The sequence below is a fragment of the Variovorax sp. F042 genome, assembly GCF_057814215.1.
Genome location: NZ_JBVASX010000006.1, coordinates 85,371 through 99,459 on the forward strand (window position 1 = coordinate 85,371; position 14,089 = coordinate 99,459).

A 14,089-nucleotide genomic window follows, 5' to 3' on the forward strand; every position below is an offset into this window, starting at 1 on the left:
GTCACTCCGCGCGTCAGCCGACGCTTGCGTTGCCGAGGCTGTCGTTGAGGCCGATGCCCGAGCTCACGATGTTGCTGAGCTTGGTGCGGTAGAGCGTGGGGAAGTTGAGCTCCAGCAGCCAGGCCACGGGCACCTCGTCGAGCAGGATCTTCTGCGCCTGCAGGTAGATGGCTTTGCGCTTCTCGGGGTCGGTCTCGCGCGCACCGGAATCGAACAGCTCGTCGACCTTCGGGTTGGAATAGCCCTCGACGTTGTTGAAGGGCGAGCCCTTGGCGATGTTGGCGGTGGTGTAGTTGCGCGCCACGCCCAGCGCCGGGTCGCCGTACTGGTAGACGTAGGTGAAGGCGAGGTCGTAGTCCCAGTCATTCAGGCGCTGGTTCCAGCCGGCCACGTCGGTGGCGGTCATCTCGACCTTGATGCCGGCCTGGGCCAGGTTCTGCTTCAGGATCTCGGCCTGCCGCGACCAGGTCTCGCCGTAGGGCAGCGGCAGCAGCCGCAGCGTCTCGCCCTTGTAGCCCGATTCGGCCAGCAGCTTCTTGGCCGTTTCCACGTTGCGCGGGTACTTGGCGACGTCGGTGCTGTAGAACTTGATGTTGCTGTTGAAGGGGCCAGTGGCGGGCTTGGCGAAGCCCTGCCATGCGATCTTGGCCATGGCCTCGCGGTCGATGGCGAACATCACGGCCTGGCGGAACTTGATGTTGTCCATCGGCGCCTTGCGGTTGTTCAGCCACAGCCACGAATGCGGCGCGAAGAACTCCCAGCCCTTGGTGGTGACCGCGACGCCCGGCAGCTTGGACAGGCGCTGCACGTCGAAGTACTCGACCGCGCCGCCGGGCACCAGGTCGACCTTGCCCGATTCGAAGGCCGCGGCGCGCGAGGCCGCGTCGGGAATGACGTGGAAGTAGACGCTGTCGACCAGCGGCACGTCTTTCACGTGGTACTTGTCGTTGGCCACGAGCTGGATGTACGAGCCCTTGACCCACTCCTTGAACTTGAACGGCCCGGTGCCGATGGGCGTGGCGTTGGCGGGGTTGGTCGCGAAATCGGTGCCTTCGTAGATGTGCTTCGGGATCATCGGCATGCTGCCGACCTCGAAGATGCCGATGAAGGGGCCGAAGGGGTACTTGAGCTTGAACTCGACGGTGAGCGGATCGACCGCGCGGATGCTTTCCACCGCAGCCAGGTTGGCCCGCAGGCGCGCATGCGTCTTGCGCAGGAACACGTCGGCCGAGAACACCACGTCGGCCGAGGTGAAGGGCTTGCCGTCATGCCAGGTGACGCCGGGCTTGAGCTTGAAGGTGTAGAGCGTGCCTTCCTTGTTGACGGTCCACGCGGTGGCCAGCGAGGGCAGCGGGGTGATCTTCTCGTCGTAGCGCAGCAGGCCTTCGTAGATATTGCCGGAGATCATCTGCGTGGGGCCGTTCTGCGTGATGCCCAGCATCAGCCCCGGCGGCTCCGGCTGGACGACGGCGTTGATCACGCCGCCCTTCCTGCCCGCGGCCAGGAGGTGCAGGGGAACGCCGGCCAGCGTCAGGCCGGCGGTGGCAGCGGCACCCATCTGGATGAGGTTGCGACGTTTCATGAGGGCGAACTCCTTCTGGCTCTTTCGAGGTGGTGGACAGGGTCAGGGGGACGGGATGGGAAAGCGGGGGGCAGCGGCTCAGTCGCGGAACGACGTGGCCGGTGCGGGCTCGATGCGCTGCAGCATCGCGCGCCATTCGCGCGCGTTCGGGTCGGATTGGCCGGGCAGGTAGCTGCCGCCGCCGGCTTCGTACTGCTGCGCGGTCTTTTCGCAGACCTCGGCCGGCACCGGGTACACCGGCAGGCCGCTCGACTGGATGGCCACCTGCACGCGGCAGGCACGCTCCAGGTTCAGCATCAGGATGAAGGCTTCCGACACCGTGCGGCCCAGCGTCACCAGGCCGTGGTTGCGCAGGATGAGCGCGCGCGCCGTGGGGCCCAGGTCGGCTACGAGGCGCTCGCGCTCCTCTGGGTCGAGCGCGATGCCCTCGAAGTCGTGATAGACCACGCGCTGATAGAACTGCAGCGCCCACTGGTTGCAGGGCTGCAGCCCGCCGGCCAGCGACGACACCGCCACGCCCGCCACCGTGTGGGTGTGCAGCACGCAGGCCGCGTCGTGGCGCGCCGCGTGCACCGCGCTGTGAATGGTGAAGCCGGCCGGGTTCACGTCGTAAGGCGAGTCGTCGAGGATGCGGCCTTCCAGGTCGATCTTGACCAGCGACGAGGCGGTGATGTCGCGGAACAGCATCCCGAAGGGGTTGATCAGGAACTGGTCTTCGGTTCCCGGCACACGCGCGGAGATGTGCGTGTAGATGCTGTCGTCCATGCCGTAGTGCGCCACCAGCCGGTAGGCCGCGGCCAGGTCTTGTCGGACCTGGCGCTCGGCGTCTGAGACGGGCGGGGCCTTGCGGTCCACTGCGTGCAGTTGCATATCGCGTTCCTTTCCACAGGCCCGGCCGGGCGGGCCTTGCCTTGTTGATGGGTTCGTCGGATTGACTGCGAGCTGTCGACAGTCAACCAGCGACAGTCTTAAGCAATATGCGGGCCCGCGTGATGGGGTAAGCCCTTGGGTGGCCCTCCAGACCGGTGCCGCTCAGAGGGCGGAACACAAAAAAGCCGGCGGCGCGCACCCGAAAATGCGCGCCGCCGGCGTGGTTGGAGGCTGCCGTTCGTGCGCCCAAGCGCACCGATGGAGTGCTAGGGCAGGCGCCCTTCCTGGCGCAGCCGTGCGCCGATGCGCCGGATTTCGGCCTCGCCCTGGTCGAGGGTCGCCCGGCTGGTGTGCACCGAGTAATGGCCCATCACCAGCTCGTGCGGGTGCTTCGCCGCCGAGCCCAGCACGAAGGACGTGTCGCCACGGGCCACGAAGTCGATGACCGCGCTCGACTCCTCGAACACCGCGAGCTCGCCGCTGCCGATCGGGCCGCCCCTGTCGTCGCCCGCTTCGAGCGCGCCTTCGTTGACCGCAACCCAGCCCACCGTGTGGCCGGCGGGCGGCACGTAGCTCCAGCGCTCGCCGTCTTTCAGCTGCACGGCCAGGTAGTTGATCGGAGCCGGTGCCGCGATGGCGCTCTGCGCCGCACCGTAGCGCCCGAGCAGCACGCGCGCCGGGCCCTCGTGCGGCACCTGCGAGGGCGCGAGGTACATGCTTTGCGCCGGTGCGTTCTCTTCCGAGGCGGGCAGCGCCACCCACAGCTGGAAGCCGCGCACGCGCTTCACGCCCGGCGCGGGTCCGCCGGTGTGCCACACGCCGTTGCCGGCGCGCATCCATTCCACGCCGCCGCCGAGCAGCGTGCCTTGCTCGCCGGTCGTGTCCTCGTAGAGCGTGTCGCCCTCGATCAGGTAAGTGAGCGTGGCAATGCCCGAGTGCGGGTGCAGGCCGAAGCCCTTGTGGCCGCCCGTGGTGTCGAAGCCGAAGAGGTCGAGGAACACGAAGGGCTTGAGAAACTCGCCCAGGTCGCCGGGGCTCATCAGCCGCACGATGCCGCCGTGCTGCGAGCCGCGCGTGCGGTAGACGATGGCGCGGGCCAGCGTTTCGACAGCAGCGGTGGTCATACAGCCTCCCTCGCCGTCTTCAGCGCCTTGGCCCACCAGGCGATGTCGTCGAGCATGCCGGTGGCCGACTGCGCGAGGTGCGGGAAGTCGTCGAAGCTCTTGCCCTGCTGCCAGATGCCGAGGAACTCGACCATGCCGATGTGCACGGCGTTGCGCACCGGCGCCATCTGCATCTCGACCGCCACCAGCCGCAGTTGCTCCACGGCCCGCGCCGCGCCCACGCCGCCGTAGCCCACGAAGCCGATCGGCTTGCGGATGAATTCCTTGTAGGCCCAGTCGATCGCGTTCTTCAGCACCGCGCTCGGGCCGTGGTTGTATTCGGGCGTGACGACGACAAGGCCGTCGAAGGTGGCCAGCTTGGCTTGCCAGCGCTGCGCCGCCTCATTCTTCACCGGCCCCCAGGCCGGCGCGCCCGCCTCGTTGAAGAAGGGCAGCGGATGGTCACGCAGGTCGACCAGCTCGAAGGCGAGGTCGGTGCGCTGCTTGGCGATCTCGTGGATCCATTGCGCGGGCTTCTCTCCGAAGCGGCCTTCGCGGGTCGAGCCGAGGATGATGCCGATGCGGGGTTGTTGCTGGGTCATGGGGTACTCCAAATAAAGTTGAAGAAGATGAAGAGGAGGTCAGGCCGCCGTGACGGCCGGCCGGCGCACGGGCCGCAGGCGCCAGGCGACAAAGCCCGACAGCAGCGCCAGCACCATTGCCGGCGCAGGGTTGCCGCCGATCAGCACCAGGTGCGTGGCCACGCCGCAGACCATGGTCGCGGCCAGCAACAGGCCACCGAAGAAGCCGGTTGCAGGCACGAGCAGCAGCAGCGCACCGCCGACCTCGACCAGGCCCGTCACGTAGCGGAACCATTGGCCGAAGCCGATCGCGTCGAACACCTGGACCATCTGCGGCACGCCAGCCAGCTTGGAAGCACCGGCGGCGCCGAAAGCCAGCGCAAGCAGGATGCGAACGCCCCAGACGATGCGGCGCTGCATGGGAGAGGAAGTAGATGAAGAAGTCATGGGCATAAGGTTAGGCACGCACCCATTGATCGACTAGACGGTAGAGTCGGATTGCACTCGTCCAAAAATTAAAGGAATCAACCCGCCATGTTCGACCTCAACGACGTCGCCATGTTCGTGCAGGTGGTGCGCCACGGCAGCTTTGCCGAGGCGGCCCGGCGGCTGGGCCTGCCGCCCAACACCGTGAGCCGGCGCATCCAGCAGCTCGAATCGCAACTGGGCACGCGGCTGATGCAGCGCTCGACACGCAAGCTGACGCTGACCAGCGCCGGGCAGGATTTTCATGACCGGTGCGCGGGGCTGGTCGACGGGCTGGCTGCGGCCGGGCAGGCGCTGGTGGCCGGAGGCCAGGAGCCCAGCGGCCTCGTGCGAGTGGCGGCGCCGGCGGATTTTTTCGATTTCTTCCCGATGGAATGGGTGTCCGACTTCCTGGCCGCGCATCCGCTGGTGAAGCTCGACTTCGTGCTCAGCGACGCGGCCGCCGACCTCATCGCGGAGCAGATCGACGTGGCCTTCCGCGGAGGCGTGCTGCGCGATTCGGGCTACATCGGCCGGCGGCTTGCCACCCGCAGCGGCGGCCTGCTGGCAAGCCCCGCCTACATCGAGCAACGCGGGGAGCCCACAACATTGCAGGAGCTGGCGGACCACGACTGCGTGACGCCACCGCACCCCAGCGGCCACACGATCTGGCGCCTCACGGGTCCCGGGGGCGTGGAAGAAGAAGTGCAGGTCACCGGCCGGTTCACCGGCAACACCGCCCAGGCACTGCGCAAGGCGGCGCTGGCCGGGCTCGGCATTGCGCAGCTGCCGCCGGCGATGGCGACGCGCGACGAACAGGAAGGGCGGCTGGTGCGGGTGCTGCCGCAGTACGAGTACACCGGCCGGGGGCTCAGCGTGGTCTACCCGAGCCGCAAGCATCTGCCGCTGGCGGTGTCGGCGTTCATTGACCTGGTGCTGGGCAAGCTCGACCAGATGGACATGCTGCAGGAGCTGCCGTCTTCCGGGAAGGCTCAGGGCCTTTTCGTTTCCACTGAAAATGCCACCCCATGAAAATCGAAAAAGACACCGTCGCCACCATCAAGTACAAGGTCTCCGACGCCCAGGGCAAGCTCATCGAAGCGAGCCCCGAGCCGATGGCCTACCTGCATGGCGGCTACGAGAACACGCTGCCCAAGATCGAGGAAGCCCTCGATGGCAAGGAAAAGGGCTACCAGACCGTGCTGAACCTCGCGCCCGAAGACGCCTTCGGCCAGCGTGACGAGACGCTGGTGCGCAGCATCCCCAAGACCGACTTTCCGCCGGGCGTGAAGGTCGGCGGCCAGTTGCAGGGCCGGCTCGACGACGGCACCGAGCATGTCTTCACCGTCATGAAAATCAAGGGCCCGGTCGTGCTGCTCGACGGCAACCATCCATGGGCCGGCAAGGCGCTGCGCTTCAGCCTGCAGGTGACGGATGTGCGTGCGGCGCTGCCGGTGGAGATCGAGCACCGGCATGTTCATGGGGCGCACGGGCACCATCACTGAGGCAGACTCGGGCGATGGATTTCGCCACTCTTCCCAGTCTTTCCAGCTTCCTGAGCGTTGCCGCGCCTTCGCTGATCTGCGCTGCTTTCATTTGGGTCATCTGGCGGACGGAGTCACTTCACGTACTCGTGCACCGGCTATGGCAGTTGGTTCATGGGAAGCAGGAAATCACCGACCCGGAGATTCGCGCATTCATCGATGAGCAAAGCAGCCTGATTTCATTCCGCCTGTTTGCCGGTGTGAAGGTCAACAGCCTGGACCAAGCCCGGCATCTCATTCAATGGGCGAAGCACAACGGCGTACAGATGAGAGCGCTGAGCTTGTGCGGCGAGCTTTTCGACATGGAGCTTCGCCAGATCAAGCAGCACAAGCTGCCGTCACGGCTGACTCAAGGCATGAGGCTTACCGGCGTCGCGATCGGGATGCTGCTTCTTTTTGTCAGCACGACAGCGCTTTTTCACGACCAAGCCTTTCTGACGCTGAAAGCAACGCAGCGAACATTCGCCGCCACGACGACTCAGGCCAAAGCTCTTCGATCCATCTTTCCGTTCGGACCCGCACCGTTGCGCATCGAAGACTGCTCGCAGCCAGCGAGCCTCAATGCGGCACGGACCTCCTTCACCGAGAACGAGATAAGCGTTCTTTGCGGGGTTCTCAAGGACAAGGACACCGCCGCATTCGTCAAGGATTCACTGAAAGAGCAGCGCTGGACCTGTGCGCTTCTGATCGCCTTCGCAATCTGGCTCTCGTGGATTTGCTTTCTTGCCTGGGCCGCAGGATATGTCGCAAAGCATCTGGCGGCTCGCCGGCTTGATCCAGCGCTACCGGACTCTCAATTGACTCTGGACTTCGGCACCTAGGCGCGCTTCTTCCAGAACCGCGGCGCATCCTCGATCTTCGCCAGCGCCTTGTGGCAGGCCTTCGCGCCGGCGGCATGCCGCGCGGTGAACCATCCCACCGCAAACCACGCACGCGCATCGCGCTCGACGGCTTCGCGGTACAGCGCGAGCGCGACAGCCTCGTCGTTGAACTCGCCCAGCGCATCCTGCGCGGGGCGCAGCGCCTTCAGGTAGCGCGCGACGGCGCTGCCGTCTTCCTTTTCGAACGGCGGCGCCACGAACTCGGCGAGGTAGCGCAGGCGCTTGAGCCGCTTGCGCACGCGGTGCTGGCTTTCGGTGTCGAGCGACTCGAAGCGCTCGCCGTCGCGCCGCACCTGTTTGTGCAGACGCTGCAGGCGTTTGCGCAGCAGGCGGCGCACGGCATTGGCGTTGATGGGCGCAGGTGCCGAAGGAACTGCCGGGCCGTCTTCGGTGGCGACGGTCGCCGGTGCGGCTTCCACAGGCTTCGCAGCGGTAAAGCCAATCAGCGAAACGAGCACGTTCTGGAACGCCGGGGCGCGCACGATGTCACCGGGCGATAGCGTGCTGGCCGCTGTATCGCCGCCGGCCAGCGGATCGAAGTCCGGCGCACCCGCCTCGCGCAGCCGGGGCTGCGCGAGCTTCACGACCTGTTCGCGATCACGCAATGCGCCCAGCGCGCGGAAGGCGTCGACCAGCGGCGGCTCCCATTCGGCCGTGTCGAACTGGCCCAGCTCCGGCAACTCGCGCAACGCCGTGCGCAGCCGGCGGATGCCGATGCGCAGCTGGTGGATCTGCTCTTCATCGGCACTCCCCGCCGCGATCTCGCTGGCATTGGGCAGCATCTGCGCCAGGCACGATGCCACCACGGCCTGCTGCACGGCTCGCCCGTCGGGGTGCTGCGTGGCGAAGCGTGGCGCTTCGGCCTTCGCCGCTTCGACGGTCTCCTGCGCCGCGAGCAGGCGCGCGCCGCGCTCCGCCTTCGACACGGTGCTGAACCACAGCCCATGCTGCTGCGACCAGCGCCGCGCGAGCGACACAAGGCCCTGCACGTCGCCGCGCTTGAGTTCGAGCTCCAGCTCGCACACCGGCGATTCGCGCTGCTCGGGCGTGCCCGCGTGCGCGACGACCTTGCCGATGTCGAGCGCCATCTCCACCACAGCGCCGCCGGGCCCGTTGACGCGCACGTCGCGTGTGAGCCGCACGATGTCGGTCGATTGCCGCTCGACCAGCGGCGCGCCGCCCCCTTCGGCCAGCAGCTTCGAAAGCCGGTCGCCCACGGGCGTGCCCTGATGGCGCTGCGGATCGATCTGCGGCGCCGCAGCCGCCGTACCCAGGTCGACGTTGTGCTCCAGCCGGTGCAGCGCGTTGTCGCCGGTGGCCTTCACGGTCTGCACCCAGCGCCGGCCTTCCTTGCGCAGCCGCAGCACCATGCCGTCGGCGGCGAGCCGCTGGTCGGCGGTGTCGAAGTAGCGGGCCTGCAGGCGCGTGCGCACGACGGCGCCACGCTTCAGGGCGGCTTCGACGGCCTTCAGGCGGTCGGCGGGAATGCAGAACTTGAACTCGATTTCCATGGCGGCCATGATGCCCCGTCTTTTTTGCCGGATGCAATGCCGGCGCCGGCAACGTCAAGCACCAAGAGGGCATGCCGCCCGCACGCGTCTCTCCACCCATTCGCCGCCCACCGGCCCCAGGCCAATTCACCCGTTTGAAAGAATATGTGGACGCCGTCCATTTTCTTTGGTATCTTTTGTGGACGGCGTACACAAGATGCCGTGAAACACCTCCACATCCATCCATCCACCGATACAGGACGACACCATGGCCACCAAGCAGATCTTCGTGAACCTCCCCGTCAAGAACCTCGAGAAGACCAAGACCTTTTTCGCCGCGCTGGGCTACACCTTCAACGCGCAGTTCACCGACGCCAATGCCGCATGCATGGTCGTCCAGAAGGACAGCATCCACGTCATGCTGCTGGTCGAGGAGTTCTTCAAGACCTTCACCACCAAGAGCCTCACCGACACGTCGAAGAGCACCGAAGTGCTGCTGTGCCTCTCGTGCGAGAGCCGCGCCGAAGTCGACGAGCTGGTGGCCAAGGCAAAGGCGGCCGGAGGCACCATCCCGGGCGAGCCGAAGGACTACGGCTTCATGTACGGCCATGGCTTCCAGGACATCGACGGCCACCTGTGGGAGCTGGTGTACATGGACCCGAATGCCGCCGTGGCGCACCAGAACCCGTGATGTAACGCCACGCCGCTGAAGAACCAGAGCGATGCCCATCGTTCCATACGCGCTCTTCACTGTTGCACGGAAGGCCTCTACCGGAAGGCGGCGGCGCCCCGATATTCCATCCACTGGCACGGCATCATCGGCCGCGCCCCACATGGAAAGGAATATCGAAATGTCCGACAACAACAAGGGCCCCGTCGTCCAGGTCAAGCCGCTCGGCTTCCCGTGGCAGACGATCGACCCGTTCCTGTTCTGCGTCTACCACGACGACGCCTACCCGAAGGCCAACGGCCAGATGGGGCCCGAGGCCTCGCTGGCCGGCCGCCAGATCGGCCAGGACTTCAGCCGCAAGGACGGCTGGAGCATGTACCACGGCGACACGGTGCCGGGCTTTCCCTCGCACCCGCACCGCGGCTTCGAAACCGTGACCATCGTGCGCAAGGGCCTCGTCGATCATTCCGACTCGCTGGGCGCCACCGCGCGCTTCGGCGGCGGCGACGTGCAGTGGCTCACGGCCGGCAAGGGCATCGTGCACTCTGAAATGTTCCCGCTGCTCGACGCCGGCGCGCCGAACCCGCTGGAGCTGTTCCAGATCTGGCTCAACCTGCCAGCCAGGAGCAAGATGGCCGAGCCGCACTTCACGATGTTCTGGTCCGACGCCATTCCGCGCTTCGCCTCCGACGATGCGAAGGGCGGCCGCACCGAGGTTGCAGTCATCGCGGGCCGGCTCGGCGACGCCGCCAGCGGACAGGACCCGATCCAGCCGCTGGCGCCGCCGCCCGATTCATGGGCTGCCCAGGCCGATGCCGACGTGGCGATCTGGACGCTGAAGATGACGCCCGGCGCGCAATGGACGCTGCCGGCCGCCACGGGCGAAGGCACGCGGCGCATGCTGTACTTCTTCAAGGGAGCGGTGGCACACATTGCCGGCGAGCGCGTGGAAGGCCCGGCCGCTGTCGAGCTGCGCGCGGATGCGGCTGTGGAGATCGTCAACGGCAACGACGAGACGAGCGAGTTCCTGGTGTTGCAGGGCCGCCCGATCGCCGAGCCGGTGGCGCAGTACGGCCCCTTCGTGATGAACACGCAGGCCGAGATCAGCCAGACCATGGCCGACTACCGCCGCACGCAGTTCGGTGGCTGGCCGTGGGACGATCCGGCGCCGGTGCACGACCGCGAGGCCGCGCGCTTTGCGCGGCACCCCGGCGGCCACGAAGAAGTGCCGGGAGCCTGAGCGAAAAAAAGACGTTCTTCCTTAGAACGTCTTGATCACCTCGATGCTGGGGGCCGTCATGCTGGGCACGAACTCGGTCACGTCGGCGCGCGCCACGCCGCCCTGCACGAACGGATCGCGCGCCAGCACGGCCTCCAGCCCTTCACGGTCGCCCGACCGGGCGAGGATCACGCCACCCGTGCGCGGCACCTGGCGGCCCGAAGCCACGAACAGCCCGCTTTCGTAGTGCTTCCTCAACCAGACCATGTGCGGGTCCATCAGCGCGTCGACTTCTTCGAGCGGGCGGATGTAGGTGAGGGTGACGATGAACATGGGCAGGGCTGCGGTGAATTCGGAAGCCCCGATCCTATGACCTTGGCAAGACGCCCGCCCGGGCGAGGTGTGCACACCCGTAACAGACTGCTCGCTAGTCGATCGCCACTCCGCCCTCTTTGACGAGTTTCGCGAATCGGGCTGTCTCTTCCCGGATCTGCCGCGCCATCTCTTCCTGCGTGCCGCCCAGCGGCTCGGCGCCGATGGCCTGCATGCGCTGCGCGAAATCGGGCGAGTGGATGATCTTCACCATCTCGGCGTTGAGGCGCGCGACGATCTCCTTCGGCGTGGCGGCCGGCGCAAGCACGCCGAACCAGGTGCCGATGTCGAAGCCCTTGAGCCCCGCTTCCTCCAGCGTCGGCACGTCGGGCAGCACCGACGAGCGGCGCGCCGTGGTCACGGCCAGCGCGCGCAGCTTGCCGCCCTTGATGTGCTGCAGCACCGGCGTGATGGTGTCGAAGGACATCGCCACCTGGCCGCCGAGCAGGTCGGTGGTGAGCGGGCCGCTGCCCTTGTAGGGCACGTGCAGCAGCGTGGTGCCGGTGCTGGACTGGAACTGCGTGCCGATCAGGTGCTGCGCCGTGCCGTTGCCATTGGAGCCGTAGGCCAGCTTGCCGGGCTCGGCCTTGGCGAGCGCAACCAGTTCGGCCACGTTCTTCGCGGGCGTGTTCGCGGCGTTGATGACCAGCACGTTGGGCACCATGGCCACGACGGTGATCGGCGCCAGGTCTTTCTGGAAGTCGTAGGGCAGCTTCTTGTAGACGCTGGTCGCGATGGTGTGGTGCACCGCGCCCATCAGCAGCGTGTAGCCGTCGGGCTTGGCCTTGGCCACGTAGTCGGCGCCGAGCGTGGCGCCGGCGCCGGGCTTGCTCTCGACCACCACCGGCTGGCCGAGTGACTGCGAAAGCTTGTCGGCCAGCGCGCGGGCCAGCACGTCGGTGGTGCCGCCGGCGGGGAAGGGCACGACGAGGCTGATGGGCCGCGTCGGCCAGTTGGCTGGTGCCTGCTGCGCAAGCGCCAGCGCAGAGGCGCCGAGGCCGAGCGCGAGCGCCGCGGCCCGAAGCACCGTGCGCCGGTGGCGCTGGGGGAAAGAAGCTGCTGTCATGGTGTTGTCTCCGGCTCGTTGTTGTGATGCGCGCATCGAGGCGCGCGGATACCGTCGTGTCGCTCGAATCGGTCAGGCCGCAAGCCGCACGGGCTCGCCGGCAATGTGCGCGCACACCGCGCGCGTCACCTGCTCGGTGGTCGCGTTGCCGCCCAGGTCGCGCGTGTGCAGCGACGGGTTGGCCGTGACGTGCTCCACCGCAGCCATCACGCGGCGCGCGGCCCCGGCCTCGCCCAGGTGCTCGAGCAGCATCACCACCGACCAGAAGGTGCCGACCGGGTTGGCCAGCCCCTTGCCCATGATGTCGAAGGCCGAACCGTGGATGGGCTCGAACATCGACGGATAGCGCCGCTCCGGGTCGATGTTGCCGGTGGGCGCAATGCCCAGGCTGCCCGCCAGCGCCGCCGCGAGGTCGCTGAGGATGTCGGCGTGCAGGTTGGTGGCGACGATGGTGTCGAGCGAGGCCGGGCGGTTGACCATGCGCGCGGTGCAGGCGTCGACCAGTTCCTTGTCCCAGCTCACGTCGGGGAACTCCTTCGAGATCTGCAGCGCGATCTCGTCCCACATCACCATCGCGTGGCGCTGCGCGTTGCTCTTGGTGACCACGGTGAGCAGCTTGCGCGGCCGCGAACGAGCGAGCTTGAAAGCGAAACGCATGATGCGTTCGACGCCCGCGCGGGTCATCATGCTCACGTCGGTGGCGGCCTCGATGGGGTGGCCCTGGTGCACGCGGCCGCCGACGCCGGCGTACTCGCCCTCGGAGTTCTCGCGCACGATCACCCAGTCGAGCTGGCCGGGCGCGCAGCGCTTGAGCGGACCGTCGATGCCCGGCAGGATGCGCGTGGGCCGCACGTTGGCGTACTGGTCGAAGCCCTGGCAGATCTTCAGGCGCAGGCCCCAGAGCGTGATGTGGTCGGGAATGTGCGGATCGCCCGCGGAGCCGAAAAGAATCGCGTCTTTCTTGCGCAGCGCGTCGAGGCCGTCGGCCGGCATCATCTCGCCGTGCGCGCGGTACCAGTCGCCGCCCCAGCCGAAGTCTTCGAAGCTGAAATGCAGGGCGCCGCCGGAGGCCGCGGCCAGCGCCTCCATCACCTGGCGCCCCGCCGGGATCACTTCCTTGCCGATGCCGTCGCCGGGAATGGTGGCAATGCTGTAGCTGCTCATCGATGTCCTTGTGTGCGCTGTAGTGGTGGTGGCCCACTGTAGGATCCGATGTGCCGAACGATTCATGCCGAAAGTGAATCCATCATTAACCTCAGTTCAACAATCGGATCGCTCATGGTTGCTCCGGTCCAGCCCGCCGACCTCGGCTTTTTCTCCTCGCTCGCGGCCTGCGGCAGCCTGAGCGCGGCGGCGCGCGAACTCGGCATCAGCACGCCCGCGGTGAGCAAGCGGCTCGCGCAGATGGAGACGCGCCTGGGCGTCACGCTGGTGAACCGCACCACGCGGCGCATGAGCCTCACGCCCGAGGGCGAGTTGTACGTGGCGCACGCGCGCCGCATCCTCGGCGAAATCGACGACATGGCGCAGCTGCTGGGCGGCGCGAAGGGCGAGGCGCAGGGCCTGCTGCGCGTGAACGCCACGCTGGGTTTCGGCCGCAGCCACGTGGCGCCGCTGATCTCGAAGTTCGCACGCAAGCATCCGCAGGTGGAGGTGCAGCTGCAGCTCTCGGTCAATCCACCGCCGCTGACCGACGACGCCTTCGACGTCTGCATCCGCTTCGGCGCGCCGCCCGAGGCCCGCGTGATCGCGCGGCGCATCGCGTCGAACCGGCGGCTGCTGTGCGCTTCGCCCGCCTACCTGGCGCGCGCCGGGCAGCCCAAGGTGCCCAACGACCTCACGCACCACCGCTGCATCGGCATTCGCCAGGGCGACGAGGCCTATGGCATCTGGCGGCTGAGCACCGGGCGCGGCACGGCGCAGCGCACCGAGGCCGTGAAGACGCGCGGTGCGCTCAGCACCAACGACGGCGAAATCGCGGTCAACTGGGCCCTGGACGGCCACGGCATCCTGATGCGCGCCGAGTGGGACATCGCGCGCTACCTGCGCAGCGGCCGGCTGGTTCAGGTGCTGGCCAACTACCGCACGCCCGACGCCGACATCTACGCGGTGTACCCGCAGCGCCACCAGCTGTCGGCACGCGTGCGAACTTTCGTCGACTTCATGGCCGCCGCGCTCGGAAAAGACGACATGCCGCCGAGGGCTTGAGCTTCGATCCGACAAGCGCGGACGGGTGTTTCTGCTAC

General features: G+C 67.3%; 15 protein-coding genes. 6 read left to right on the forward strand and 9 right to left on the reverse strand.

Annotated elements, in window-relative coordinates:
* Window positions 1-13: 13 nt before the first annotated feature.
* From ACZYSP_RS19925 to ACZYSP_RS19945, 5 genes are all read right to left on the reverse strand, one after another.
* Window positions 14-1,582, reverse strand: a complete 1,569-nt coding sequence (locus ACZYSP_RS19925) for an ABC transporter substrate-binding protein (RefSeq protein WP_097197594.1) — start codon at window positions 1,580-1,582, stop codon at window positions 14-16.
* A 78-nt stretch (window positions 1,583-1,660) separates the two neighbouring features.
* Window positions 1,661-2,452 carry a class II aldolase/adducin family protein gene (locus tag ACZYSP_RS19930; protein ID WP_093055102.1) on the reverse strand — a complete coding sequence of 264 codons (792 nt, stop codon included), beginning with the start codon at window positions 2,450-2,452 and terminating at the stop codon, window positions 1,661-1,663.
* A 266-nt stretch (window positions 2,453-2,718) separates the two neighbouring features.
* Window positions 2,719-3,576 carry a pirin family protein gene (locus ACZYSP_RS19935; RefSeq protein WP_489016094.1) on the reverse strand — a complete coding sequence of 286 codons (858 nt, stop codon included), beginning with the start codon at window positions 3,574-3,576 and terminating at the stop codon, window positions 2,719-2,721.
* Window positions 3,573-4,157: an NADPH-dependent FMN reductase gene (locus ACZYSP_RS19940; protein ID WP_093055098.1), complete on the reverse strand. Its 585-nt coding sequence runs from the start codon at window positions 4,155-4,157 to the stop codon at window positions 3,573-3,575. Before ACZYSP_RS19940 ends, ACZYSP_RS19935 begins: the two co-directional genes overlap by 4 nt.
* 39 nt (window positions 4,158-4,196) lie before the next feature.
* Window positions 4,197-4,556, reverse strand: a complete 360-nt coding sequence (locus ACZYSP_RS19945; protein WP_489016097.1) for a DoxX family protein — start codon at window positions 4,554-4,556, stop codon at window positions 4,197-4,199.
* Window positions 4,557-4,670: 114 nt separating this feature from the next.
* Between ACZYSP_RS19945 and ACZYSP_RS19950 the strand changes: the two genes are divergently transcribed.
* From ACZYSP_RS19950 to ACZYSP_RS19960, 3 genes are read left to right on the forward strand one after another with little or no spacing between them, the layout of a single operon-like run.
* Window positions 4,671-5,633 carry a LysR family transcriptional regulator gene (locus ACZYSP_RS19950; RefSeq protein WP_489016099.1) on the forward strand — a complete coding sequence of 321 codons (963 nt, stop codon included), beginning with the start codon at window positions 4,671-4,673 and terminating at the stop codon, window positions 5,631-5,633.
* Window positions 5,630-6,106: an FKBP-type peptidyl-prolyl cis-trans isomerase gene (locus ACZYSP_RS19955; protein ID WP_489016101.1), complete on the forward strand. Its 477-nt coding sequence runs from the start codon at window positions 5,630-5,632 to the stop codon at window positions 6,104-6,106. The genes ACZYSP_RS19950 and ACZYSP_RS19955 overlap by 4 nt, the downstream gene beginning before the upstream one ends.
* A 14-nt stretch (window positions 6,107-6,120) precedes the next feature.
* The gene (locus ACZYSP_RS19960) at window positions 6,121-6,966 is read left to right on the forward strand and encodes a DUF6216 family protein (RefSeq protein ID WP_354336530.1); all 846 of its coding nucleotides are present in this window, start codon (window positions 6,121-6,123) and stop codon (window positions 6,964-6,966) included.
* Here ACZYSP_RS19960 and ACZYSP_RS19965 read toward each other — a convergent pair.
* Complete coding sequence (locus ACZYSP_RS19965) at window positions 6,963-8,546, reverse strand: CYTH and CHAD domain-containing protein (protein WP_489016104.1); 1,584 nt, start codon at window positions 8,544-8,546, stop codon at window positions 6,963-6,965. The two genes, ACZYSP_RS19960 and ACZYSP_RS19965, sit on opposite strands and share 4 nt — an antisense overlap.
* Before the next feature lie 238 nt (window positions 8,547-8,784).
* Here ACZYSP_RS19965 and ACZYSP_RS19970 point away from each other — a divergent pair, with 238 nt between their 5' ends.
* Window positions 8,785-9,207 carry a VOC family protein gene (locus tag ACZYSP_RS19970; RefSeq protein WP_093055090.1) on the forward strand — a complete coding sequence of 141 codons (423 nt, stop codon included), beginning with the start codon at window positions 8,785-8,787 and terminating at the stop codon, window positions 9,205-9,207.
* 160 nt (window positions 9,208-9,367) lie between these two features.
* The gene (locus tag ACZYSP_RS19975; RefSeq protein ID WP_218132224.1) at window positions 9,368-10,426 is read left to right on the forward strand and encodes a pirin family protein; all 1,059 of its coding nucleotides are present in this window, start codon (window positions 9,368-9,370) and stop codon (window positions 10,424-10,426) included.
* Between the two features lie 21 nt (window positions 10,427-10,447).
* Here ACZYSP_RS19975 and ACZYSP_RS19980 read toward each other — a convergent pair whose 3' ends face one another.
* The 3 genes from ACZYSP_RS19980 to ACZYSP_RS19990 all read right to left on the reverse strand — a co-directional run bounded on the left by ACZYSP_RS19980 (window position 10,448) and on the right by ACZYSP_RS19990 (window position 13,007).
* Window positions 10,448-10,738 (reverse strand): YciI family protein, encoded by a 291-nt coding sequence (locus ACZYSP_RS19980; RefSeq protein WP_093055086.1) that lies wholly within the window; start codon window positions 10,736-10,738, stop codon window positions 10,448-10,450.
* 94 nt (window positions 10,739-10,832) lie between these two features.
* Window positions 10,833-11,843 carry a tripartite tricarboxylate transporter substrate binding protein gene (locus ACZYSP_RS19985; protein ID WP_093174553.1) on the reverse strand — a complete coding sequence of 337 codons (1,011 nt, stop codon included), beginning with the start codon at window positions 11,841-11,843 and terminating at the stop codon, window positions 10,833-10,835.
* A 72-nt stretch (window positions 11,844-11,915) separates the two neighbouring features.
* Window positions 11,916-13,007, reverse strand: a complete 1,092-nt coding sequence (locus ACZYSP_RS19990; RefSeq protein WP_489016108.1) for a tartrate dehydrogenase — start codon at window positions 13,005-13,007, stop codon at window positions 11,916-11,918.
* 114 nt (window positions 13,008-13,121) lie between these two features.
* Between ACZYSP_RS19990 and ACZYSP_RS19995 the strand changes: the two genes are divergently transcribed.
* Window positions 13,122-14,051, forward strand: coding sequence for a LysR family transcriptional regulator (locus tag ACZYSP_RS19995; protein ID WP_097197588.1), 930 nt, complete (start codon window positions 13,122-13,124; stop codon window positions 14,049-14,051).
* Window positions 14,052-14,089 lie beyond the last annotated feature (38 nt).